Annotated in this window: 17 protein-coding genes and 1 pseudogene; 4 read left to right on the top strand and 14 right to left on the bottom strand. The window is 72.5% G+C overall.

Annotation, left to right across the window (positions count from 1 at the left end; genetic code table 11):
* Positions 1 to 109 precede the first annotated feature (109 nt).
* From AC061S_RS26725 to AC061S_RS26715, 3 genes are all read right to left on the bottom strand, one after another.
* Complete coding sequence (locus AC061S_RS26725; protein ID WP_478688427.1) at positions 110 to 1489, bottom strand: MFS transporter; 1380 nt, start codon at positions 1487 to 1489, stop codon at positions 110 to 112.
* Positions 1490 to 1601: 112 nt separating this feature from the next.
* Positions 1602 to 2186, bottom strand: coding sequence for a TetR/AcrR family transcriptional regulator (locus tag AC061S_RS26720; protein ID WP_478688426.1), 585 nt, complete (start codon positions 2184 to 2186; stop codon positions 1602 to 1604).
* 55 nt (positions 2187 to 2241) lie between these two features.
* Complete coding sequence (locus AC061S_RS26715; protein ID WP_478688425.1) at positions 2242 to 2541, bottom strand: hypothetical protein; 300 nt, start codon at positions 2539 to 2541, stop codon at positions 2242 to 2244.
* 383 nt (positions 2542 to 2924) lie between these two features.
* Here AC061S_RS26715 and AC061S_RS26710 point away from each other — a divergent pair, with 383 nt between their 5' ends.
* Both AC061S_RS26710 and AC061S_RS26705 read left to right on the top strand, forming a co-directional pair.
* Positions 2925 to 4490, top strand: a complete 1566-nt coding sequence (locus AC061S_RS26710; protein ID WP_478688424.1) for an oleate hydratase — start codon at positions 2925 to 2927, stop codon at positions 4488 to 4490.
* Between the two features lie 135 nt (positions 4491 to 4625).
* Positions 4626 to 5111, top strand: a complete 486-nt coding sequence (locus AC061S_RS26705; RefSeq protein ID WP_478688423.1) for a peroxiredoxin — start codon at positions 4626 to 4628, stop codon at positions 5109 to 5111.
* 515 nt (positions 5112 to 5626) lie between these two features.
* Here the strand turns inward: AC061S_RS26705 and AC061S_RS26700 are convergent.
* The 11 genes and pseudogenes from AC061S_RS26700 to rox all read right to left on the bottom strand — a co-directional run bounded on the left by AC061S_RS26700 (position 5627) and on the right by rox (position 21069).
* Entirely contained in the window at positions 5627 to 6544 is a 918-nt protein-coding gene (locus AC061S_RS26700) for a MurR/RpiR family transcriptional regulator (protein WP_478688422.1), read from the bottom strand.
* A gap of 154 nt (positions 6545 to 6698) precedes the next feature.
* On the bottom strand, positions 6699 to 8024 hold the full coding sequence (locus tag AC061S_RS26695) for a M14 family metallopeptidase (RefSeq protein ID WP_478688459.1): 1326 nt from the start codon (positions 8022 to 8024) through the stop codon (positions 6699 to 6701).
* Between the two features lie 158 nt (positions 8025 to 8182).
* On the bottom strand, positions 8183 to 10459 hold the full coding sequence (locus AC061S_RS26690; protein ID WP_478688421.1) for a HelD family protein: 2277 nt from the start codon (positions 10457 to 10459) through the stop codon (positions 8183 to 8185).
* A 165-nt stretch (positions 10460 to 10624) separates the two neighbouring features.
* Entirely contained in the window at positions 10625 to 11380 is a 756-nt protein-coding gene (locus tag AC061S_RS26685) for a carbonic anhydrase (RefSeq protein WP_478688420.1), read from the bottom strand.
* 196 nt (positions 11381 to 11576) lie between these two features.
* Positions 11577 to 12647 carry a DNA polymerase Y family protein gene (locus AC061S_RS26680; protein ID WP_478688419.1) on the bottom strand — a complete coding sequence of 357 codons (1071 nt, stop codon included), beginning with the start codon at positions 12645 to 12647 and terminating at the stop codon, positions 11577 to 11579.
* Positions 12644 to 16231 carry a DNA polymerase III subunit alpha gene (locus AC061S_RS26675; protein WP_478688418.1) on the bottom strand — a complete coding sequence of 1196 codons (3588 nt, stop codon included), beginning with the start codon at positions 16229 to 16231 and terminating at the stop codon, positions 12644 to 12646. Before AC061S_RS26675 ends, AC061S_RS26680 begins: the two co-directional genes overlap by 4 nt.
* Positions 16232 to 17278: 1047 nt before the next feature.
* Positions 17279 to 17536: a hypothetical protein gene (locus AC061S_RS26670; protein ID WP_478688417.1), complete on the bottom strand. Its 258-nt coding sequence runs from the start codon at positions 17534 to 17536 to the stop codon at positions 17279 to 17281.
* Positions 17537 to 17652: 116 nt separating this feature from the next.
* On the bottom strand, positions 17653 to 18363 hold the full coding sequence (locus AC061S_RS26665) for an RHS repeat-associated core domain-containing protein (RefSeq protein ID WP_478688416.1): 711 nt from the start codon (positions 18361 to 18363) through the stop codon (positions 17653 to 17655).
* 22 nt (positions 18364 to 18385) lie between these two features.
* Positions 18386 to 18863: pseudogene (locus AC061S_RS26660) on the bottom strand (hypothetical protein); the annotation flags it as partial.
* A gap of 255 nt (positions 18864 to 19118) precedes the next feature.
* On the bottom strand, positions 19119 to 19577 hold the full coding sequence (locus tag AC061S_RS26655) for a PPOX class F420-dependent oxidoreductase (protein ID WP_478688415.1): 459 nt from the start codon (positions 19575 to 19577) through the stop codon (positions 19119 to 19121).
* Between the two features lie 64 nt (positions 19578 to 19641).
* On the bottom strand, positions 19642 to 21069 hold the full coding sequence (rox, locus tag AC061S_RS26650) for a rifampin monooxygenase (RefSeq protein WP_478688458.1): 1428 nt from the start codon (positions 21067 to 21069) through the stop codon (positions 19642 to 19644).
* A 225-nt stretch (positions 21070 to 21294) separates the two neighbouring features.
* Between rox and AC061S_RS26645 the strand changes: the two genes are divergently transcribed.
* Both AC061S_RS26645 and AC061S_RS26640 read left to right on the top strand, forming a co-directional pair.
* Positions 21295 to 21864: a DinB family protein gene (locus tag AC061S_RS26645; RefSeq protein ID WP_478688414.1), complete on the top strand. Its 570-nt coding sequence runs from the start codon at positions 21295 to 21297 to the stop codon at positions 21862 to 21864.
* Between the two features lie 194 nt (positions 21865 to 22058).
* Positions 22059 to 22787, top strand: coding sequence for a hypothetical protein (locus tag AC061S_RS26640; protein ID WP_478688413.1), 729 nt, complete (start codon positions 22059 to 22061; stop codon positions 22785 to 22787).
* Positions 22788 to 23015 lie beyond the last annotated feature (228 nt).

The raw sequence follows: 23015 nt of genomic DNA, 5'->3' as shown, positions 1-23015 counted from the left end.
TCCTCTACTTGGTCGTCTGTTGCCGGGCTGTTGATTGCCCGGTTGTCAGTTGGGCGGTTGCGGGTTGGCCGGTTGCGGGTTGGCCGGTTGGCGGTTGCCGGTCGGCCGGCTACTTGACGCGGGTGTTGAGGAAGGCCGCTGCGGCGAAGGCCACCGCCGTGGCGGCGAGTGAGACCGTGTCGGAGCCCAGGGAGAGCACCGCGGCGAAGACGACCGTCGGGCCGAGCTCCATCGCGGTGTTCATGACCCCGCCGGCGAGTCCCGCCTGGTGCGGCGCCACCCCGTCGGTGGCGAGGACCGCGGCCCCCGCGAAGGCGGCCGCCGCGCCGGCCGGCAGCAGGAGCAGGCCGGGGAGGAGGCCGTAGGCGTACGGGATCTGCGCGGCCAGGCCGGTGAGAGCGAGGAGTGCGAGTCCGGCCGCCGCGACCGCGAGGCCGGCGGTGGTGACGCGGGTCGCCCCGTACCGGGCCACGAGGGGACCCGCCACCCGGCCGGCGACGAGCAGCGCCACCGCGAAGGGAAGGAACGCGGCGGAGGTCCGCAGCGCCGACCAGCCGAGTCCCTGCTGGAGGTGGAGGGAGAGGAGGATGAAGGTCAGGGCCGTGCCGGCGGCGGTGAGGCCGATGGCCGCGAGGGCCAGGGCGCGGCGCCGGTCGCGGAGGAACCCGAGCGGGAGCAGGGGGTCGCGGACCCGGCGTTCGACGAGCGGGAAGGCCAGCAGGAGCGCGGCCGCGGCGATCAGGGTGACCAGGACGCTCGTCGATCCCCAGGACTGGACGTCGGTGAGGACGAAGCCGTAGCTGGCGAGGCTGATTCCGACGGTGGCCAGCAGGGCGCCCGGCAGGTCCAGGGAGCGGCCCTCGCCCGCCGGGGTGGCGGGCAGCAGCCGGGGGGCCAGGAGCAGTGCGGCGCCGGCCACGGCGACCGGGACGGCGAAGGTCAGCCGCCAGGTGGCCAGGGCCGAGATGACCCCGGAGAGCAGGTTCCCGGCGGTCGCGCCGAGCACCGACAGCCCGCCCCAGGTGGCCATCGCCCGTCCGAACGCGGCGGGTTCGGGGAAGACCGCCCGAAGGACGCCCATGGCGGCGGGTGCGGTGAGCGCGGCGCCCACCCCCTGGGCGAAGCGGGCGGTGAGCAAGGTCCCGGATCCCTGGGCGAACGGTGCGGCGAGGGAGGCCGCGGCGAGCAGGAGCAGTCCGGCGGTGAGCACCCGGCGCCCGCCGAACCGGTCGGTGAGGCGGCCCCCGAAGAGCAGCAGACCGGCGAAGCTCAGCCCGTAGGCGGCACTGAGGAGCATCAAGTCATCGCGGCCCAGGGTGAATTCGCGGCCGATCGCGGGCAGCGGCACGACGAGCGAGGTGAGCGCGAAGATCAGCGTCATCTGCACGGTGCCGAGCAGTGCGAAGGCCGGGCCGGGCGCCGGACGGGCCGCCCTGGTTCCGGACGCGGTGCGCGTCTTCGTGGTGTGTGCGGTCTGCGTGACGGTCATTTCTCCCCCTTGTACTGGATCGTACATTCCAGAATGAAGCCTGAAAAGAACCTCCCCGAAGGGAGGCGCCGTTCAGTCGTGCAGCCGTGCAGCCGTTCTGCCCCGCGGTCCCTCAGTCGAGCAGGGTCAGGGCCTGCTCCGCCGCGTCCCGCACCCGGCCCGGGTCCTGCGAGGCCTTGCCCACGATGCGCATGCCCTGCATCAGGACCAGCAGCATCCTGGCGAGCGTGCGCGGATCGCGGTCCGCGGGCAGTTCGCCTTGAGCCTGGGCCCGGGTCAGCGTCGAGTACAGCAGGGTCTCGATGCGGCTCCAGCTCGCCTCGACCTTGTGGGCCGCCGCCGGGTCGTGCGCACCGAGCTCCGCGGCCGTGTTGGTCACGAAGCAGCCGTTCAGCCGCAGGTCACCGGCGCTCGACTCGGCGGCGAAGCGGCGTACCACCCTCCGCACGGCCGGCAGCGCGGGCCCCGGCTGGGACAGCTCGCGCAGCAGGCCCGGGTCGCGGTACTCGCCGTAGCGGTCCAGCGCCTTCAGGTAGAGCTCGCGCTTGTTCCCGAAGGTGGCGTACAGGCTGGCTCGCCCGATGCCGAGGTGCTCGACGAGGTCCGCCATCGAGGTCGCCTCGTAGCCGCGCCGCCAGAACAGCTCCAGAGCCGACTGCAGCGCGGCGTCCGGATCGAATTCCTTGGTCCTGGCCACATCCCGCACTCTACGAGATATTGGAACGATCAGTCAAGTGAGTCGGGCGGATCGTTCAGATCGCCCGGGTCTCCCCCGCCGGGTGGGCGCTCAGCTCGACCACCTCTACGCAGCGCCGGAGCTTGGCCTGGGCGCGGGGCGATTCGGTGACCGGGACCACGATCTCGCACAGCGCGAGGCCGCCGTCGGTGGCGGCCCTGAAGGACAGCGTCCTGACGGACAGGTTGTTGAGGACCGCGGAGATGCGGGTGAGGGCGTGGCCGCCGTCCCGGACGGTGACGGTCAGCGTGTGGCAGGCGGTGTCGCCGGTGCGCACGGCGTCGTCGACGGCGGGGAGAACATCGCTGCGGGTCATGAGGGGTGGGCTCCTGTCCTGGGGCGGAGTGCGTGGTCCCGGAAAACAAGAAGACCTCTCGCGGATGCGAGAGGTCTGCGTGCGGGCGGTGGGCTGCTGGGGTGGTCTCAGTTCAGCTCCGGGCCGGCACGCCGGCGCTAATCTTCTGCTGGCGCATGCGGCAGAGTCTGGCACGCCGCCGCCGACATGTGACACCACATCTCACGATGCGGATGCCCCGCGCTGCGGGCCCCCTTCACGAGCCCGCCCCCCTTCACAAGCCCCCCGGCCCGCCACCCGCCCAATGGCGCACCCCGGTCGCGACCCGCCGTGGGGGGTGGTGGCCTGGGTGGGTGACCGTACGGCCGACCGGGGCCCGTACGGCCGGGGCGAGGAGAGACATCGTGGCCAAGGCCTATCTGGTGGGTGCCGGCATCGCTTCCCTGTCGGCGGCGGCGCTGCTGATCAGGGAGGGCGGGTTCGCGGGCTCGGACATCACGATCCTGGAGGCCCAGGGCCGCACCGGTGGAAGCCTGGACGCGGCGGGAGACCCCGAGAACGGGTACACCATGCGCGGCGGCCGGATGTTCGAGCTGCACTTCGAGTGCACGTACGACCTGCTGCGGTCCATCCCCTCCCTGGATGCGCCGGGCACCTCGGTCACCGAGGACACCTTCGCCTTCCACGAGGACTTCGCCTGGAACGACAAGGCCCGCCTGGTCGACTCCTCGGGCCTGCGGGTCGACACCCGCTCGATGGGGTTCTCCGAGCGCGACCGCCTGGACCTGGTCGCGTGCGTGGCCTCGCCCGAGTCCCGGCTCGACGGCAAGCGCATCTCCGACTGCTTCACCCCGGAGTTCTTCACCACCAACTTCTGGTACATGTGGTGCACGACCTTCGCCTTCGAGCCCTGGCACTCGGCGATCGAGTTCCGGCGCTACCTCAACCGCTTCGTGCACCTCTTCAAGACCTTCGACACCATGTCGGGCATCTACCGCACCCGCTTCAACCAGTACGACTCGATCGTGCGCCCGCTCCAGAGCTGGCTGCGGAGCAACGGCGTCGCGTTCTCGATGAACACCACGGTGACCGACGTGGAGCTGGCCGACGGCGAGGGCACCACCGTCACCGCCCTCGCCTGTACGCGGGAGGGCGCGGCCGTGCGGATCCCCGTCGCCGCCGAGGACCTGGTGTTCGTCACCAACGGATCGATGACCGCGAACTCGACCCTGGGATCGACCGACACCCCCGCCGTGCTGGACACCTCCGCGCCGGACGCTTCGTGGCGCCTGTGGCAGACCCTGGCGGCCAAGCGCCCGCACCTGGGCGATCCTTCGGTGTTCGATTCCTCCGTCTCGGACTCCACCTGGGGCTCCTTCACCGTCACCACCCAGGACCCGACCTTCTTCAAGGCCATGGAGGAGTTCTCCGGCAGCGAGGCCGGCAAGGGCGGTCTGATCACCTTCAAGGACTCGGGCTGGTTGCTGACCATCGTCCTCAACCACCAGCCGCACTTCCACGAGCAGCCCGAGGGCACGTACGTCTGGTGGGGGTACGCCCTGTTCCCGGACAAGGCCGGCGACCACGTGGGCAAGACCATGGCCGAGTGCACGGGCCGCGAGATCCTCACCGAGGTGCTCGGACACCTGCGCCTCGCGCAGAGCGAGCAGATCCTCGAGTCCTCGGTCGTCGTTCCGGCCCTGATGCCCTACATCACCAGCCAGTTCCTGGTGCGCAAGGCCGGCGACCGGCCCGAGGTCGTCCCGGAGGGCTCCACCAACCTGGCCTTCATCGGCCAGTACGCCGAGGTCCCCGACGACGTGGTGTTCACCGTCGAGTACTCGGTGCGCACCGCGTGGACCGCCGTGGCCCGGCTGCTGGGGCTGGACCGGCAGCCGCCGCCGGTCTACAAGGGCGGCCACGACCCCAGGGTGCTGCTCGAAGCCCTGCACACGATGCACCGCCGCTGAGGCCGCGCGGTCGCGCCCGTCCCGCCGCCCCCGGCCCCGGCCCCGGCCCCGGCCCCGGCCCCGGCCGCCGGGCGGCGACACGGCGGACGCGACCGGGTACCGTACGCCCCTCGACGACAGAGAGGTGCGGCCATCGTGACCCGAATCCCGGACGTGGGCGATGTGGTGGGCGATTTCTCGCTCCCCGGCGGCCTGCTCAGCGAGGACGTGTTCGTCCGCGGTCAGTACGCGCTCGGCGAGCAGCGCGGGAACCCGGTCGTTCTCGCCTTCTACCCCGGCGACAACACCCCGGTCTGCACCACGCAGTTGTGCTCCTACTCCGACGGGCTGGAGGCACTCTCCGCGTGCGGCGCCCAGGTGTGGGGCATCAGTCCGCAGGGCGTCGACAGCCACGAGGCCTTCGCCCGGGCCCGCGGCCTGAAGATGCCGTTGCTCGCCGACACCGACCGCGCGGTGGCCCGCGCCTTCGGCATCGCCGCTCCCGTGATCGGTCTGCGGCGGGCCGTCTTCGTCATCGCGCCGGACGGCACCCTGCACTGGAAGCACGTCGGGGCCCTGGGCCTGAGGTTCCCCTCCGCGGACACCATCGCGGAGCAGCTCGTCGGCGTCGCCACCGGCTGACGCGCCGGGTCCCCGGCCGTCCGGCGGAGCCGGACGAGCGGGCCGGACGAGCGGGGCCGGACGAGCGGGGACCGCGGAGCCCGTGCTCAGTTGTTGGAGCCCACCGTGTTGTTGAGGCCCGCGTTGAACACGTTGGCGGCGGCGAACTGGAGCCAGTCGACGAAGACGATGGTGTACGACTTCTCGGACGGGGCGTTGACGGTCACATCGGCAGCGGCGGCTGAGGCGCAGCCGAACGCGGGCGGGGAAGGTGCTGGGCGGCCTCGGCCCAGGGGTTGGCCGAGGCCGCAGAGGCGCTGCGGGATCCGAAAGCCGGACGGGACACCTGGCGTCACGTGAGGAGGAGAAACGTCACGCCGGTATCTGGTTCTAGGACGGTGTGGGGACACCTTCCTTGGCATCTTGACGGATGACCGCGCCGCCATCAGTAAACATATATACCGCCGAGTAAGCAAGGGTATGAAAATATTCATGTGTAGGGATGGTGTGAATATGACACCTCACACCAGTTCGCCCTAGAGGAAGAAGCCGTGCTGGTCCGCGGCCTGCTCGTAGCTTTCGAGCCGCGCCTGCGTCCGCTCGGGGTCCGCGTCCGCCATCGCCTGGAGCAGCGCCGCCGACAGGACGCCCGGCGCCGCGTAGGAGTCGAAGACCAGCCGCGAACCGGTGCCGGCCGTCAGTGCCACATCGGCCTCGTCCACCAGCGGCCCCAGCGTGCGGTCCGTGATCAGTGCGATCCGCAGCCCCGCGCCGCGGGCCACCCGCAGCGCCGCCAGCGTCTCCTTGGCGTGCCGGGGCATCGCGAAGGCCAGAACCCAGCTGCCGCCCGCCGCCCGGGCCTGCAGCAGCGCGTCGGAGGCGACGCTGCCGCCGCCGGTCACCAGGCGCACGTCGGGGTGGATCCGGCGGGCCGCGTACGCGAAGTACTCCGCCAGCGAGACGGAGATCCGCAGCCCGAGGACCGTCAGAGGCACCGACCGGGCCAGCTCGCGTCCGATGTCGAGCACCTGGTCGGTGTCGGCGAGGAGCTGCCGGACGGTGCGCAGGTTCTCGATCTCGGCGTCGACGGCCGCCTGCAGTTCGTTGCGCCGGGTCTGTTCGGGGCTGTCCGGGGCGCCGGCCACCGCGCTGAGCGCGATCGGCTGGAGCACGTCGCGCAGGGCCGGGTAGCCGCTGAAGCCGAGGGCGGAGGCGAAGCGGGTCACGGACGGCTGGCTCACGCCGGCCCGTTCCGCGAGCTCGGTGATCGAGAGGAACGCCGCCTCAGTGAGGTGGTCGACGAGGTACTGGGCGATCCGGCGCTGACCCGGCGAGAGCGGGTGCCCGTCGAACAGCGCCCGGACCCGGTCGGCCGGAGCCCGCTCGTGGTCGACCGTCTGCCCGCTCGACGTGATCGCTGCCGCCTGTGCGCGCGCCTGCTGCCCCGATGACACCGGCGGTCCTCCCTCTCGTGCCACTCCGTGATGCCAACATAGCTCACGGCATCCGGCTGACCAGCGCGCTTCCCCCCGCGGCCGGCCGCAGCGAGGGGCTCGGCGGCCACGGGTGTGCGCCGTTTCCGCCGCATCCACCTTGCATGACGGAACGTCAGCAGTCCTTTACGGGCTGCCCCGTTGCGATCCGGTGCGGGGCCCGGCCGTCGAGGAGGAGCACCGCGAGGGCCCGCAGGGGCTGGCTCAGCGGAACGAACGCACCGCCGCCGGCGGGTACGGCCCGTACGCCGTGCAGGGCGAGGCGGCTGCCGGTCCCGGCGTACTGGGCCGGGGTGAGCCGGTAGCCGCAGGGCGGGTCGGCGAGGATCACGTCCCCGGCCGCGGGGGCGTTGTCCGCGCCGCCCAGCGGGATGGGGCCCACCGCGCTCCCCGCCGCCCGGCGGGCCGTCTCCGAGGCGGCCGCCAGGGGGCCCGTACGGGTGGAGACGTAGGTGAACAGGCCGTGCAGGGCCGCTAGTTGAGAGGCGACTCGGCGGCGGTGGTTGAGGGAGGGGTCGGCCCGCTCAGCCTCCCCGGCCACGCCCGCCGGTGCTTCGATGCGGCTTTCGATCAGGAGCGCGACCGCGTGCTTGACGCCCGCCGTGTTGCGCAGGATCCGCTCCTGGCCGTCACCCGCGGACTGGCCGACGGGCGCGCCGGTCACCGGGTCGGTGCGGATGCCGTAGGTCCCCGTGGAGTGGCCGGCCGCGTGCGCCGCCCCGCGTACGTACGCGGCGGACAGGACGCGGGACTGGGCGTACACCGCCGGGTCGGTGTTGAGGTTGCGCGGCCAGAGGTCGAAGAGGTCCTTGTCGTACGTCCCCGGCGTCGCCCGGTACTCGTGCAGGTCGTACACGAGGTGCGGCCGCCGGTCGCGCAGCACCGCGGCCACGGCCCGCGCCTCGGGCGAGGTCAGGGCCATGTGGTCGCGGTTGACGTCGGTGCCCTCGGCGTTGGAGCGGGTGCCGGCCGCCCGCCCGTCCGGGTTGGCGGTCGGGAGCACGAGGAGGGTGACGGACTCCAGGAGACGCAGGGCGGCCGGGTCCCGGGCGTGGGCGAGGTCCCGCACGGTGCTCAGGCACGCCTCGCGCCCCGCCGGTTCGTCGCCGTGCTGGCTGCACACCAGCAGCACGGTGACGGGGCCCCGGCCCAGGCTCACCAGGCGCAGCGGGCGGCCCCGCACGGTCGTGCCGATCGTCTGGACGGTGGCGCGCTCGCGGCCGACCTCGTGGAGGAGGTCCCGCTCCTGGGACTCGCTGGTCCAGTGCGCCCCGTACGCGGCCTCGAAGCCGGTACGGGGGACCTCGTCGGCCGCGCGCGCCGGAGCGGCGGCCAGGGATACGGAGGCCAGCGAGGCGGAGGACAGCGCGGCGGCGAGCAGGGAGGCTGCCAGCAGCGCCGGCACGGTCGCGGCGAGGGCGGACGGACGGCGCGCCGTCATCTTCTTGGTCACGCCCCCGGTTGTAGCGGGCGCCGGCCGGGGGCGGCAGCGCTCCGCCCTGGAACTCACCCGGGTGGCCCGGAGGGTTCCTCCGGTACGGGGCCGGGCGGGCCGGGCCGCCGGTCGCCGCGTGGCGGACGGGAGTTCGGCGACAGGCCCTACCCCTGTTCGTCCAGGCCCTCCGGAAGCCGGCCGGTGTGGAGCACCCCCAGGGTCTGTGTCGCGCGCGTCAGGGCTACGTAGAGGTCGCTGGGTTCGTGGTCCGCCGGTTCCACGACGATCACCGTGTCGAACTCCAGGCCCTTGGCCTGCCGCGGCGCGAGCAGGACCACCGGTCGGGTGAGGTCGGGCTCCTCCCCCGCCCGCACTCCGGGCAGCGCGGCGGCCAGCGCCTCGTGCAGCGGGCGCGGGGCGATCACCGCGAGGCGGCCCTCGGCCGGCGCGCCCTCCCGTACCGCGTCGGCCACCGCCGCGGCCAGGTCGTCGGTCCGCGCCACCCAGGGCCGGCGCCCCGTCGAGCGGACCGAGCTCGGCGGTTCGAAGCCCGGGTGGCGGGCCCGGAGCACGGCTGCCGCCAGCTCCATGATCTCGGCGGGCGTGCGGTAGTTGACGGCGAGGCGCACGAGCTCCCAGCGGTCTTCCACGTAGGGGGCCAGGATCTGCCGCCAGGAACCGCAGCCGGCCTCGTCGCCGGTCTGGGCGGGATCGCCCACCAGCGTCATGGAGCGGGTCGGGCAGCGCCTCATGAGCAGGCGCCAGGCCATGGCGGACAGCTCCTGCGCCTCGTCCACGATGACGTGCCCGAAGGCCCAGGTGCGGTCGGCGGCGGCCCGTTCGGCCGCGCTGCGGTGGTCGGCCTCCTCCTGCCGCTCCGCCATCCGCTCGGCGTCGATGATGTCGTGGGCCGCGAGGAACTCGTTCTCCGCATCCTCGAACTCGTACGACTCGGACCCGGCCGACAGGTCCAGTACGCCCTGCGCGTACGCGACGCGTTCGAGGCGCTCGCGCTCCTCGGCGGCGCGCCGCGCGGTGTCGTCGACTCCGATCAGCTCGGCGGCCTCGTCGAGCAGCGGGACGTCGGCCGGGGTCCAGTCCGCGTCGCCCGTCGTCGTACGCCGGATCAGCCCGGCCTCCCGCTCGGGGAGGTACGTGGGTTCCGCGAGGTAGTCGGAGATCAGCTGTCGCGGGGTGAGCGGGGGCCACAGCGTGTCGATGGCGGCGTGCACCTCGGTGCTGGTCGCGATCTCCTTGCCCAACTGGGCGATGTCGTCGGGCCCGAGCAGGTTGGGGCCGCCGTAGGGGTCGGCGCCGAGCCGGTCGGCGAGCTGTTCGGTGAGCGCGTCGATGATCCGGAAGGCGAAGTACGGGCGCGCCAGGTTGTGCGGCAGTCCGGTGGCGCGGGCCCGGTCCCGGGCTTCGTGGGCCATGGTCCGGTCGAGCAGCAGCGTCCCGTAGTCGTCGTGGTCGATCTCCAGGGCCGGTTCGGGGACCACGTCGGCGTCCTCGCCGCTGCCCGCGGGCACGGTCTCCGGCAGCGCCTGCCGGTCGCTCACGACGCGGGCGAGGATCCCGGCCATCTCCGCGCGTCCCTTGACGGCGGCGGCGCCGGGGCGGTCGGCGGCGCTCGCGCGCACGCCGGGGAACAGCTCGCCCGGGGTGGCGAGCAGCACCCCGGTCTCGCCGAGGGCCGGGAGGACCTCGCCGATGTAGCCGAGGAAGGCCGGGTTCGGCCCGACGATCAGTACGCCGCGCTTGGCGAGCAGCTCGCGGTGCGCGTAGAGCAGGTAGGCCGCCCGGTGCAGGGCCACGGCGGTCTTGCCGGTGCCCGGGCCGCCCTCCACCACCAGGATCCCGCGGTGGGTGGAGCGGATGATGCGGTCCTGCTCGGCCTGGATGGTCTGCACGATGTCGTGCATCCGGCCGGTCCGGGCGGCGTCGAGCGCGGAGAGCAGCACCGCGTCCGCGTCGGCCCCCTCGTGGCCGGTGCGCTCGGTGTCGGCGAGGTCGAGGATCTCGTCGTGCAGGGCCGTGACCTCGCGGCCGCGGGTGGTGATGTGGCGGCGGCGGCGCAGCCCCATGGGGGAATATCCGGTCGCGAGATAGAACGGCCGTGCGACATCGGCCCGCCAATCGAGGACGAGAGGAGTGCGCTCCCCGTCGTCCTGCCTGATTCCAATGCGGCCGATGTGGTGGTCCGAGCCGTCGGAGAACTCCAGCCGGCCGAAACACAGGCCGCTTTCGCCCGAGTTCAGAGCGGAAAGCAGACCGGACTGTTCAGCGACCATGACATCCCGCTCCAGCCGGGCCTGGAACCCGCTGCCGGCCTCGCCGAGCGCGCACTGTACGGCGCGTTCGGCCTGCTCCCGCAGGTCGTCGAGACGCGTGTAGAGAGCCGTGATGAATTGCTGCTCATTCCGGAATTCTTCGGTTGACAATTCCACTCCTGACGCGGTACGGTGTCCTCATAAACTTGTTCACGTTTTAGCTCTGCTTCGATGTGAAACATCAAATATACGCAGACAAACACCCCGGCCGTCAATCGGTCCGGGGTGTTTTTGCGTGGCTGTTTTTGCGTGGCGTCGATGATAGGCGAACGGTATTCACTCGGTGCGCAGCATGCGGACCTTCTGGTCGGTCAGGTCGTAGCGCGCGACCGCCACGGCCAGCCGGCCGGCGGCTATCCTGCGGGCCAGGTCCGGCTCCGCCGCCAGCAGGCCCCGGGTCCGGCGCGCGTGGGCGTCGATGGTGGCGGCGACCCGGGCCTCACCGTGCTGACCGTGGTCGATGGAGGGCCGGATCTGCTCCGCCAGGTACTGGATGCGGGCGGGCAGCTCGGTACCCGTCTCGTCCGCGTGGACCGCGGCGCCGACGGCCCCGCAGGACTGGTGGGCGAGGACCAGGATCAGGGGGACGTCCAGCTCCAGGACCCCGTACGCGATGCTGCCGAGCACCGCCTCGTCCAGCACCTCTCCCGCCGCGCGGACGGTCAGCAGATCGCCGAGCCCCTGGTCGAAGACGAGCTCCGGCGGCACCCGGGAGTCGACGCAGCCCAGCACGATCGCGAAGGGGTGCTGCTCCCGCGCCACCTGGAGGCGTACGGACCGCGACTCGTGGGGGTGCTGCTGGCGGTACGCCGCCCAGCGCCGGTTGCCGGCCGCCAGGCGGCGCAGCGCCTCCTCCGGGGTACGGGGACGGACCCCCTCCACGGCTTCGGCGGAGGCGTCGGAGGCGGAGGCCGGGAAGGCGGAACCGAGGCCGAGGACGGACCCGGCCGCCGCGGTGCCGGCCAGGGCGGTGCGCAGGAGGACGCGACGGCTGGGTGAACTGGCGGAAGGCGCCTGTGTGTTCGAGGACATTCGGGGACGTTCACCCCGCACCGGCCGGCCGGGGCCGCCCCCGGACGGAAATGGCGGGTTCCTCCCGGAGCCCGGCTCGATCGGGGCGACGGAGTCGTAGGGAACGCCTGCCGGCCGCCGTGCCGAGCGGCACTTTGCTCCAAACCCGGCGGTACGCGGATCCCGCCCCGGGTGGAGGAAGCCGACGGGCGCGGGGCTACGGCCTGCGGGCGGCGAGGGTTGCCGGTTTGACCGCATCGGGTCCGTAGCGGGCTCGGGCGCGGTCGGCGGCCGCCTCGACGGCCAGGGCGCGTTCGTCGGCCGGATCGAAGCTGAGCTGGAGCCGGGCCTCGGAGGCGGGGCGCAGGGCCTCGGCACGGAGGTCGAGGGAGCGTACGCGGGCCCGTTGGAGGCCGAGGAGACCGTAGAGCTCGTAGGCGGCGCCGGCGAGGGGGCCGGTGTGGTGGGTGGGTTCGGCCAGGGTGCGGGTACGGGTGGTCGTGGTGCGGTCGGCGTAGCGGACGGTGAGGGTGAGGCCGGCGGCCACCTGTTCCTCGTCGCGGAGCCGGGCACCGAGCCGGTGGGCCAGGCCGAGGAGGGCCCGGCGGTGCCGGTCCGTGTCGAGGCAGTCGGCCTCGAAGGAGTGGTGGGCGGCCAGGGACTTGGGGACGGGGCGGGCCTCGACCGGGCGGAGGTCCTCACCCTGGGCGTGGGCGTGCAGGGCCCGGCCCGTGGCCGAGCCGAAGATCCTGGTCAGGGTGGGCAGGGGCGCGTCGGCGAGGTCCCCGATCGTGTGCACCCCGTACGCGGCCAGGGTGGCGGCGGTGGCGGGGCCGACTCCGTAGAGCGCGGCGACGGGCCGGGGGCGCAGCCAGGCGGTGACCTCCCCCTCGGTGAGCACGGTGGTGGCGCCGAGGGGGGTGAGGGCGGCCGTCATGGTGGCGAGCATGCGGTTGGGCGCGATGGCGCAGGTCGTCCGCACACCGTGGAGTCCGACGGTCCGCATCCGCAGGACGGCCGCCAGGGCCTCGGCGTCGCGCTGCCAGTAGCGCAGGGCTCCGGTGATGTCGAGGTGGGCGGCGTCGGGCGGGACCGGCTGGACCCGGGGGGTGATGTCGGCGGCCATGTCGAGGAGTTGGGCGTAGAGGCCGGCGGCGGTGGCGGAGCCCGGGCCGGCGCCGGGGCCCGTACCGGGGTCCGCGCCGGTGTCCGTACCCGGGACCGTGCCGGGGCCGGCCCCGTGGGGGAAGTGGAACTGGGCGTGGAGGATCTGCTGCGTGGTGATCACCCCGCCGAGCCGGGGCTGGTGTAGCCGAGGGACTTGAGGTCGGCGGCGCGGGTGCCCGCGGGCTGGAGGTCCGCGTAGGGGTGGAGGCGCGCTCCGCTGGTGCCGTTGGCGAGGGTGCGCGGCGGGGCGGCGCCCTGGGCCGGCGTGGGGGCCGGATCGGCGCGGCCGAGCAGGGCGAGGGCGGCTTCGGTGCCTTGGTCGCGGCGGGCGGCCGCGATCTCCTCGAGGTTCCAGACCATCTGGCCGACCACGGTGCGGCGCGGCCCGCGGGCCTCGACGGTGCCGCGGACCAGGAGCAGACCGGAGTGGAAGACCGTGTGGGCGCAGGCCTCGTGGCTGTCCTCGAAGAACGCGATGTCGACGAGGCCCCGGCCGTCTTCCAGGGTCACGAAGATGACCCTCTTGCCCGAGGGGATCGGCGGCGTCTGCGTCGAGGCGCGGACTCCGGCGACCAGGACCCGCTGCCCGGGGCGCATCGCGCCCAGGTGGGCGGAGTCGACGGCGCCCAGCTCGCGGAGCAGCCGGTGGTGGTGCTCCATCAGATGCTGGGAGACGTCGATGGACAGGACCTCGATCTCGGCTTCGAGGGCTTCGCGGCTGGTCATCTCCGGCAGCCCCGACGGTGCGGCGGTGACGAGTGCGCCGCCGAGGGCGAGTTGCCCGTCGACCGCGCGCCCCCGGGTGTGGCGGTGGAGCTCGGAGACCTGGAGGAGGAGGTCGCGGCGGGTGAGGCGGCCGCGCAGGGAGTCGAGGGCGCCGATCCGGATCAGGCGCTCGGCGGTCGGGAGCGCGGGGCGGGCCCGCTCCCAGAAGTCCTGCAGCGAGGCGTAGGGGCGGCCGGCGGCGATGCGGGCCACTTCCTCGGCGCCGGTTCCCTTCACCGTCGACAGCGAGAGCCGTACCGCCCAGGCCCCGTCCGCCGTCCGCTCGACACGGTGGTCGGGCGCGGAGCGGTTGATGTCCACGGGGAGCACGGGCACGCCGTGGCGGCGGGCGTCGGAGACGATCACCCGGGCGGGCCACATCCCGGGATCGTGCTCCAGCAGCCCGGCGTAGAGGGCCGCGGGATGGTGGGCCTTGAGCCAGGCCGACTGGAGGGCGGGCACGGCGAAGGCGACGGCGTGCGCGCGGCAGAACCCGTACGCGCCGAACGCGGCGACGATCTCCCACACCTCGTCGAGCACCTCCCGGCCGTAGCCGCGGGCGCCCGCCCGCTGCCGGAACCACGCCTCCACCCGGGGCAGCCGGTCGGGGCCGGCGAGGGCGCGGCGCGCGATCTCGCCCAGCGCCCGGTCGCAGCCGGTCATCACGGCGAAGATGTCGATGATCTGCTCGTGCCAGATGGTCACGCCGTAGGTGTCGGCGAGTACCGGCTCCAGATCGGGGTGCGGGTAGTGGGGGGCGGCTCCGTGGCGGGCGGCGATGTAGAGGGCGGGCATGCCGCCCTTGACCGGGCCCGGGCGGAACAGGCTGATGTCGGCGATGACGTCCTGGACCCCGCGCGGCTGGAGGCGGCCGACGAGGTCCTGCTGTCCGGGGCTCTCCAGCTGGAACATCCCCACGGTCCGGGCCTGCCTGATGAGCTCGAACGCGTCGGGGTCGTCCAGCCGGACGTGGTCCGGGTTGTCGAGGTCGAGCTGCCGGCCGGTGGTACGGCGGATCTCGGCGACGGCGTGCGCCATCGCCGACTGCATCCGTACGCCCAGGACGTCCAGCTTGACGAGCCCGAGGTCTTCCACGTCCTCCTTGTCGGCCTGGACCATCGGGTACCGCCCGCCCGGGGTGGGCTGCACCGGCAGCCGGTCCAGGAGGGTGGCGTCGGAGAGGATCACTCCGCACGGGTGCATGGCGTAGCCGCGCGGCAGGGCGTCCAGCCCCTCGGCGAGTTCCCACAGCGGGCCGTACGAGGCGGCCTCTGCGGCGAGTTCCTTGAGCTCGGGGAGCTCGGCGAGGGCGCCGCGGATGTCGCAGGCCCGGATGTGCGGGAAGGACTTCGCGATCCGGTCCACGGTCTGCGGGGGCAGGCCGAGGGCGAGGCCCGTGTCGCGCAGGGCGTGGCGGGCCCGGTAGGTCTCCGGCATCGCGGCGACGGCCACGCGCTCGGTGCCGAACCGGTCGATGATCCGGTCGTAGACCTCCAGCCGGCGGGCCGACTCCACGTCGAGGTCGATGTCGGGGAGCGAGCGGCGGCGGACGCTGAGGAAGCGTTCGAAGAGCAGGTGGTGTTCGAGGGGGTTGGCGGTGGCGATGAAGAGGGCGTGGTTGACCATGCTGCCCGCGCCGGAGCCGCGGGCGGCGACCCGGATGCCCATGGCCCGGATGTCCGTGACGACCTGGGCGACCGCCAGGAAGTAGGACTCGAACCCCAGCTTCCCGATCACGCCGAGCTCGTACTCCAGCCGCCGTACCGCCTGCCGGTCGCGGTCCAGGCCGCGCGCGAACATCCCCTCCTCACAGCGCCGGCGCAGCAGGGCTGCGGCCTCGTCCGTTCCGGGGCCGGCGCCCACCGATTCCGGCTCGGGGAAACTGGGCCGCGCGGGGGCGGGGCCGATGCCGATGCCGAGGTCGGCCACCGGGTCGACGGCGCACAGCTCCGCCGTACGCATGGTCTCCGCGAGCAGCTCCGCCGCCCGGGCCGGGTCCGAGGCGGCGCCCGAGCCGGCGCCCGGGCCGGTGGCCGCGGCGATCCGCCCGGCGGCGTACGCCATCGCCTCCGGCCCCTTCAGCCAGCGCTCGCCGCAGTCCAGGCGGCGGCGGTCGATGGGGCGCAGCAGCCGGGCGGAGTCCAGTACGTCGGCGATGCGGTGCTGGGCGGGGTCGGCGTAGCGGACGGCGTTGGTGAGGACCGCGGGGATGCCGAGCCGGTCGGCCAGCCCCAGGGTGCGGGCGGCCAGGCGCAGCGAGCCCGGCCCGGTGCCGGAGAGCCCGTACCAGAGCACTTCCAGCCGCAGGCCCGGGCCCACGATCTCCCGCCACGGGGCGAGGAGCCGCTCGGCCAGATCGGGCCGGCCGGCCACGAGGGCCCGCACGGGCTCGGACACCGGGCCGAGCATGACCACCAGTCCCTGGTCCGCGTAGCGCTCCAGGACGGGCCAGGACACAACGGGCGGGGCGGGGGCGGGGGCGGGAGCGGGGGCTGCGTGGGCGGCACCGGCGTGGGCTGCGGCCCGGTCGGCTGCACCCTCCTGGGCGCCACCCGCATGCGCGGCGGAGACCAGGCGGCACAGCCGGGCCCATCCGTCCGCGTCCCGCGCGAGGAGGGTGACCCGCAGGGCCGGCTCGACGACGTACGCCCCACCCCGCACGGGCGTCCGCGGCCGGACCCCGGCGGGGGCGACGCGGCCGCCGCCGGGTCCGGCGGCGGGGGCGGGGGCGACGGCGACGTCGACCCCGAAGACCGGACGGACCCCCGCCCCAGCAGCCGCCTTCGCGAAGCGGACCACCCCCGCGACAGTGTCGCGATCAGTGAGCGCGAGCGTCCCGACACCCCGCTCCGCAGCCCGTTTCACCAGGTCAGAGGGGTCCGAGGCGCCGTACCGGGCCGAGTAGCCACTCGCGGCATGGAGGTGCGCACCGACGCCCATGGGCCACCTCCGATCGACCGACCACCCCTTTCCAGCCACCCTGACCAGATACAGCCACCGTATCGAACATAATTCGAACAGCGCGACTCCCCCGGAACGCCCCCAGCCCTGCCGCGCCGCGTGCGAGATCCTGGGCAAGGCCCTGCCGGGATGACTCTCCGTGGGCCGGACAGCCCGGGATTCCTGGTGCCCGCGCTCTCGGCCTTGCAGCACCGGCCGTAACGCCACAGCCGTAGGCCGACGAACCTCGGCTCGCCGGCCAGGGTGCGCCGGCTGCCCGGCGGTGCCCACATCGCCACCCTCCGCGGGGCTGCGGCCGGCGCGCCGCCCCGGCCCCGACGGTGCGCCAGGTGACCGGCTGGCTCACCCGACACCCGACCGCGCTGAGCGAGGACGACCGCGCCGGCCTGAAGGGTGTCCGGCCCGCTGCCCCGAACTGGACAGGGCCGCCAGGCATGTCCGCGATTTCGGCGAGATACTCACCGGCCGCCTCGGCTCCACGCTCCCCACGTGGATCGACGCGGTCGAGGCCAGCCACCTACCCGGCGGCAGCCATACGGTCGAGCCGGATTTGAACTGCCCCGGAAAATAAGCTTGCTTCAGTGAGCTCCTCGCGGAGAGGTTGCTCTGTCGCTGGCCGGCACCTTCGAGTGCAGAGTTTCCCGTGAGAACCGGGTGAGGCTCGCTAGCTGCCTGCACGAAAGCCTTGTCCGGCGGCAATTGCGTTCTTCATCCCGAATAGCGCAGGGGTGCATGATGCCGGGGGTGCCCCAGGTGCTCGACGATCGCGATTTTGGTGACCACGTTGAGGGCCAGGCGGCCGGTCGCAGCCCAGGCGCTACGTCAACGGACGGTCATACCCGAGAGATCGCGCACAGTCTCCATCAAGCCCGGAACGATTCAAACGACGCCGATAGTTCCTCGGAAGCACGAGGTCCCGCCGGATCTTGCGATCGGGCGGGACCTCGTCACCACTCTGGTCTTGAGTCCAAGGACACGATTCTGCGTGGGGGCAGGCCGGTCGGCAGTAGCCATCCCCGGTACAGGTCAGGATGGATTGGTGTCTTCGATCTCGTTGAGGAGGGCCTTGCGCTCCTTTTCCGAGAGGGAGTCTTCGTTGACGCTGTGCATGGCCCAGGGGATGTCGCAAGGCCCCTCGTGATTGGGGTCCGGGCACAGGACGTCGGTCAGCCGGTCCAGGAGTTCCTCATGCTCCTCCGGGGTGGCCACGATGGCCAGCTTCACCTGCCAGAGGCGACGTTCCCCTGGCAAGGTGCCGGGATCGGTCTGGTTTCCTTTACCCATCCTCGTTCCTCGTTCCTCGTCGGGTGCGGGATCTCGTCCTTGGGGGTTACGGCGGTCCCGGCGGGGAGGCACAGGCGCCACGGCATCTGTACCTCCCCCGGCTGTGCCGCCATCCGTCAGGGGCTGCAGCCGCACCAGCTGCCGTAGGTGCCCCTCCAGACCTGCCCGTAGAACGCGAATCCCCAGGAGTGGTAGTTCGCGCTTCGCATCCAGTTGGGCGGGTTATGCCCGTGCATGGTCCGCGGGTTGTAGTTGCCGTCCCACCATTGCTTGGCCCTGTTCTTCGTGCAGTCGTAGGCCTTGCAGTGCCGGGCATAGCAGCCGCGCGGCGCCTGGTTGACCGCGTCCCGCTTGGCGTCCTTCACCGCCTGGTCCTCGTTGGCGCCGGATCCGGCGCCCCACACATATCCCTCGCAGTGCGAGCCGCTGCCGGCGAGCTGGCATTTGGCCTTGCACTTCCAAGCCCGGCCGTCGAGGTCGTTCTGGTTGACAGGATCGCCAGGGTAGCCGTAGCGGTTGGCCCCGCCGCCCTGGACGGGGTCGACCGACAGGAAACGGCCGACGGCGGAGTCGTAGAGGCGGACGCCCATGAGAGCGTGTCCGGCCGGGGTCTCCGCCGAGCGCTGCTTGGCACCCAGCCAGCTGTAGCGGGTGACCGGCTGACTGGACCTTGCCGTCCCGTACTCGTCGGTGTCCAGCACGACTGGAGCCTTGGCGCTGTCGAGCGGTAGCTGCAGGGCGACGTCGCCGTGGATGGTGGCCAGGTGCAGGACGACGTCTCCGGTGGCGCTGGTTGTCGCGGCGAGGTCTCCGGAGATGGAGTCCACGTTGCGGGTCAGTGCACCGGTCGCCGGACACCCACTCATCGCCGAAGATCGCGGCCTGGCCTTGCTGGTTGCTTCCCGCCTTGGGGCTGCGCGAGGAGGCGGTACGGGTGACCGACATCGCGTAGTAGGAGGCGTCGGAAGCGGAGAGCGCGTCGTCGCCGGTGAGCAGGTTCAGCGAACCAGGACCGATCTGATCGGTGGCGGCGCCATCGGCGTTCCGGTCCGGCAGCGGCGCCGTTGGGGCCTGTGAAGTCGGCCTTGATCTCCACTGAACCGTCCGGGTCCACCGTCGACGTTGCGTTCCACGTCAGGGTGGCGCTCTTGCCCGCGTTCAGCGGTACCGGCCAGGTGGCCAGCGGCGCACCGTCGGCGGTGACGTCCCCTGCGGGAATCCTCACCCACGGGTCTGCTTCGGAGCGACGCCAGGAGAAGGCGACTTCGTTGTACTTGCCCGCCTCGGCTTCGGCGACCAGCGGAAGCCTCCGCGCGGTGCGGTCGCCGTACGCCTTCCTCGCCGCGCTCGTCTTGCGCCACGCCTTGCAGGGCCATGCCTCCGGGAGTGCGGACGACGCGGTGTCCTGTGGTCACGCGGCTCTCACCGCGAGGCCGATGTCGCGGGGCTGTGGGAGGCGAGCGTCGAGACGGGGCGGGAACGGCTCCGCGCAGTGTTGAGCCGCACCCCACCCGCCGCTGGCCGAAGGCGCACCACTCCGAATCCGAGCAGCGGCGCGCAGGGCGCGTGGCTGCGAGCAGTCTCAGCCGTTGACGTCGAGTGCCGTCCCGTACAGCCGAGACACCTTCAGTCGGATCACCACGCGGCGCTCGGCGACCAACTGCTCGAAGAAGGCATCCTCGTCCTGCGGCTTCGCGGCCTGCGGCACCATCGCGAGCAGTTCTCGCCCGGTCGCGTCCCCCGGCGTGGTCGTGACCTCCGAGACCTCGGCCTCCCCCTCCGCCACGGCGAACGACCACACGTCGCCGCCGGGAACATGTACGGCCGCGCGTGGGTCACGCCGGAGTTGCCGGACCTTGATGCGGTCGGCAGTGGTGGAGAACCGCACCATCCGCGCTTCAGCGTCCCAGCTGTAAAGCATGGTGGTGAGATGGGGATGGCCACTGCTCTTGTTGGTGGCGAGAGTGCCGAACTGCTGAGTACTCAGCAGTTCGGAGAGAGCTTCGTCGGACAGGGCGCGGGGGCCTGCATTCTGGGTCATGCCGTGATCAACTCCCGTATACGGCTGGGCATTCCACTCTGTTCTCCGTAGCCCAGGCTCGCGCTCAGGCCGTGGCGGCGCCGAACCACTTCGGCAGGTTGGCGTCGAGGTCGTGCTGGTCCTCGCCCGCCCAGGCCACGTGGCCGTCCGGGCGCAGCAGCACGGCGGGTGCGTCCAGTTCCTCGCTGACGTCGACGACGTGGTCGATCCGGTCGGCCCACCCGGAGACCGACAGGCGGCCGGTCTGGTCGAGCAGGAGTCCGCGGCCGGCGTGCATCAGCGCGTAGAGGCGCCCCTGCTTCAGCTCCACGTCCCGCAGCCTGCGGCCGAGCAGTTCGTGGCCCTCTCCGAAGTCGTAGCGGACGTCGACCGCGGTGATCATCCCGGTGACGTACCGGTTCACCTCCTCGAAGTCCATCAGCTTCGCGAACAGTTCCCGCAGCGCGGTGGGACCCGCGTCGGTTCCCAACAGCGTGATCTGGGCGCGGGTGTTGTCCAGCACGGTGGCGCCCACCGGGTGGCGTTCGGCGTGGTAGGTGTCGAGGAGGTCCTGCGGGGCCCAGCCGTTGACCGCGGCGGCGAGCTTCCAGCCCAGGTTGAAGGCGTCCTGCACACCGAGGTTGAGCCCCTGTCCGCCGGTCGGCGGGTGGATGTGCGCCGCGTCGCCGGCCAGCAGCACCCGGCCGACCCGGTAGCGCTCGGCCTGCCGGGTGGCGTCGCCGAAGCGGGACAGCCAGCGCGGCGAGTGCACGCCGAAGTCGGTGCCGGCGAAGGTCCGCAGCTGCTGCTTGAACTCCTCCAGGGTCGGTGCGGCCGTACGGTCCTCGGACACGCCGTCGGCGGGTACGACGATGCGGCAGGACCCGTTCTCGCCGGCGCTGACGCCGAAGCGGAGCTGGGTCTTGCGCACCTCCGCGACGACGGCGGCGATCGTCGCCGGATCCTCGGTCACCTCCATGTCGCCCAGCAAGGTCTCGACCGTGGCGGGCTCGCCGGGGAAGCCGACGCCGAGCAGTTTGCGCACGGCGCTGCGGCCGCCGTCGCATCCGACGAGGTAGCGCGAGCGCAGGCGCGTGCCGTCCGCCAGCTCGACGGTCACCCCGTCCTCGTCCTGGCTCAGGCCGACCGCTTCGCAGCCGCGCCGGATCTCGGTACCGACTTCGAGGGCGTGCTCGCCCAGCAGCCGCTCGGTGAGCGGCTGCGGGATGGCAAGGCCGTACGGGTGCGCCGTGTCCAGCCGCTCCGGCCACGGCTTCATGATGCCGCCGAACAGGCCGCCGACCTGGAACTTCTCGCTGACGGCGAGGAATCGGTCCAGCAGGCCGCGCTGGTCCATCAGCTCGACGCTGCGCGTGTGCAGGCCCTGGCCGCGGGACTCTCCGGTGGGCGCGGTCAGCTTCTCCACCACGACCACGCGGACGCCGTGCAGGCGCAACTCGGCGGCCAGCATCAAACCGGTCGGTCCACCGCCGACAACGACCACGTCGGTCACATCGGTCACTTCCATCACCTCGGTCGCCTTGGGCACTTCAGTCGTCACGCAATCACCATCTCCGCAGGTTCCGCCTTCGGCCAGTGATTCTGCGTCACCACCGGGGCCTTGCCGCAAGCCCCCCAGTGCGCTATAAGTTGAAAGTGGCAAGGAGTGCAGATACCTCCTTGCCTTTCTGCATTCCGGAAGAAACCCGCTGGCGAGCCCGGCCCTTCACGGACGATCATGGAACGCATGAGTGATCAAGGCGAGCGCTGGACCCAGTCGACGGTCTACCCCGACATGTGGGCGGACCCGGACGACGACCCCCGCAACAGTGGAGAGAGCACCGCCGAGGGCGAGCTCGCGACCCTGCGGGAATTCCTCACGGACTACCGCCTGACCCTGCGGATGAAGTGCGAGGGCCTGGATCCGGAGCAGCTCGCCCGCCGTTCGGTCCCTCCCTCGACGATGTCGTTGCTCGGTCTGGTGCGGCACCTCGCCGAGGTGGAGCGGGACTGGCACAACTGGATCACCGACGGTGATCCGCTGCCGAAGCTGTACGGCAAGCGCGACGGGGACTTCGACGGAGCCGTCGCCGAGCAGGCCGTGGTCGACGGCGCGTACGCCGATCTGGAGCGCGAGCAGGGCGCGACCGACGCCGCGCTGGCCCGGCATCCGGATCTCGGCGAGCGGCTGGGGAAGGACCGGATCGCGGTGCGGGAGCTGATGGTGCACCGGATCGAGGAGTACGCGCGTCACTGCGGGCACGCCGACCTGTTGCGCGAATGCGTCGACGGGAGGGTGGGGCAGTGACGCGGGACCGGGGACGGCCTGGTCGGGAGCGGCTCACGATGCCTCTTCCGCCCTCCGTGCCGATCCTGGTCCCGGCGCTCCTCTGAGGGAGGTGGGGAAAGGGGCGCAAGGAAGCGGAAGGGGCCCCTTACGGGAGCGGGCGCAGCCCGTGTGACCATGGCTTCCTTCGCACATCAGCACCTCATGGGGGGACCATGCGCACCCGTACCACCACCGCCTCGGCCGGCCTCGCCGCCATGCTCGCGGCGGCCCTCGTCCTGTCCGGCTGCTCCGCGTCCGGTGAGGGCGCGTCCGGCAAGGGGGCAGGGGCCGGCGCCTCCCCGTCGGCGGCGGTGTCCCCCGCGCCGGTGCCGGGCGGCGCCGCGTACGAGGCGCCCCGGCCGCAGAACCAGAACCTGCTGGCCTGGACCGGGGATCCGAACGACGCCGGGCACGTCACCGCCCAGTCCGCGGCCGGGGTCGGCGGGCGGGTCACCCTGGTCCGGATGGTGCTGCGCGAGCAGCTCACCTGGTCCAACATCTGGCTGGGGCTGGCCGGCATCGACCCGAACGCCCAACTGTCCAACTGCTACCTCGGCGTGTACGACGCCAAGGGCACCCTGGTCGCGTCCACCACGGACGTCTCCCCGCAGCTGATGACCGAGGCGATCGCCAAGCCGTTCCCCCTCGCCAAGCCCTTCACCGCCGCCCCCGGCACCTACTTCGTCGCCCTCCTCCTCAACGGCAGCTGGGCCACGAACGCCCTCACCCTCAAGGCCACGGGCGCCGGAATCTCGGTGAACGCGGGTCTGAACCCGCCGAGCCTCCGCTACAGCACCATCCTGACCGGTCAGACCTCGCTCCCGGCCACCGTGAACCTCGCCGAGCAGTCCACCAGCACGATCAACACCGGCTGGGCCAGCCAGTGGTACGCGATCTCCTGAACGCTCGTGCTACTCGTGCCTGCGCATGACTGGTAGGAAAGTTTCCTGTTTGCTAGCATCCCGCTTCGGCGGCTCGGCGCGGTGCCCGTTCACGTTCCCGTGGGCATGACGCGCTCAGCGAGAGCTCTGACCCGGCCGCTGTGACCACGCCCGCCCCCGCCCGCACCCGGGTGGGGGCCGGGGGTCTCGTACCGGTGCCAGCTCTCGCCACCCACCAGGCCAGGGAGT

The organism is Streptomyces sp. CA189 (genome assembly GCF_056428985.1).
This window is presented reverse-complemented; position numbering and strand designations above follow the sequence as displayed.

Coding starts and splice junctions, on each gene's coding strand:
- AC061S_RS26725 (WP_478688427.1), bottom strand. CDS start 1,489: ATGACCGTCACGCAGACCGCACACACCACGAAGACGCGCACCGCGTCC.
- AC061S_RS26715 (WP_478688425.1), bottom strand. CDS start 2,541: ATGACCCGCAGCGATGTTCTCCCCGCCGTCGACGACGCCGTGCGCACC.
- AC061S_RS26675 (WP_478688418.1), bottom strand. CDS start 16,231: ATGGGCGTCGGTGCGCACCTCCATGCCGCGAGTGGCTACTCGGCCCGG.
- AC061S_RS26695 (WP_478688459.1), bottom strand. CDS start 8,024: ATGACGGCGCGCCGTCCGTCCGCCCTCGCCGCGACCGTGCCGGCGCTG.
- AC061S_RS26645 (WP_478688414.1), top strand. CDS start 21,295: ATGGAACGCATGAGTGATCAAGGCGAGCGCTGGACCCAGTCGACGGTC.
- AC061S_RS26670 (WP_478688417.1), bottom strand. CDS start 17,536: ATGGGTAAAGGAAACCAGACCGATCCCGGCACCTTGCCAGGGGAACGT.
- AC061S_RS26640 (WP_478688413.1), top strand. CDS start 22,059: ATGCGCACCCGTACCACCACCGCCTCGGCCGGCCTCGCCGCCATGCTC.
- AC061S_RS26685 (WP_478688420.1), bottom strand. CDS start 11,380: ATGTCCTCGAACACACAGGCGCCTTCCGCCAGTTCACCCAGCCGTCGC.
- AC061S_RS26655 (WP_478688415.1), bottom strand. CDS start 19,577: ATGACCCAGAATGCAGGCCCCCGCGCCCTGTCCGACGAAGCTCTCTCC.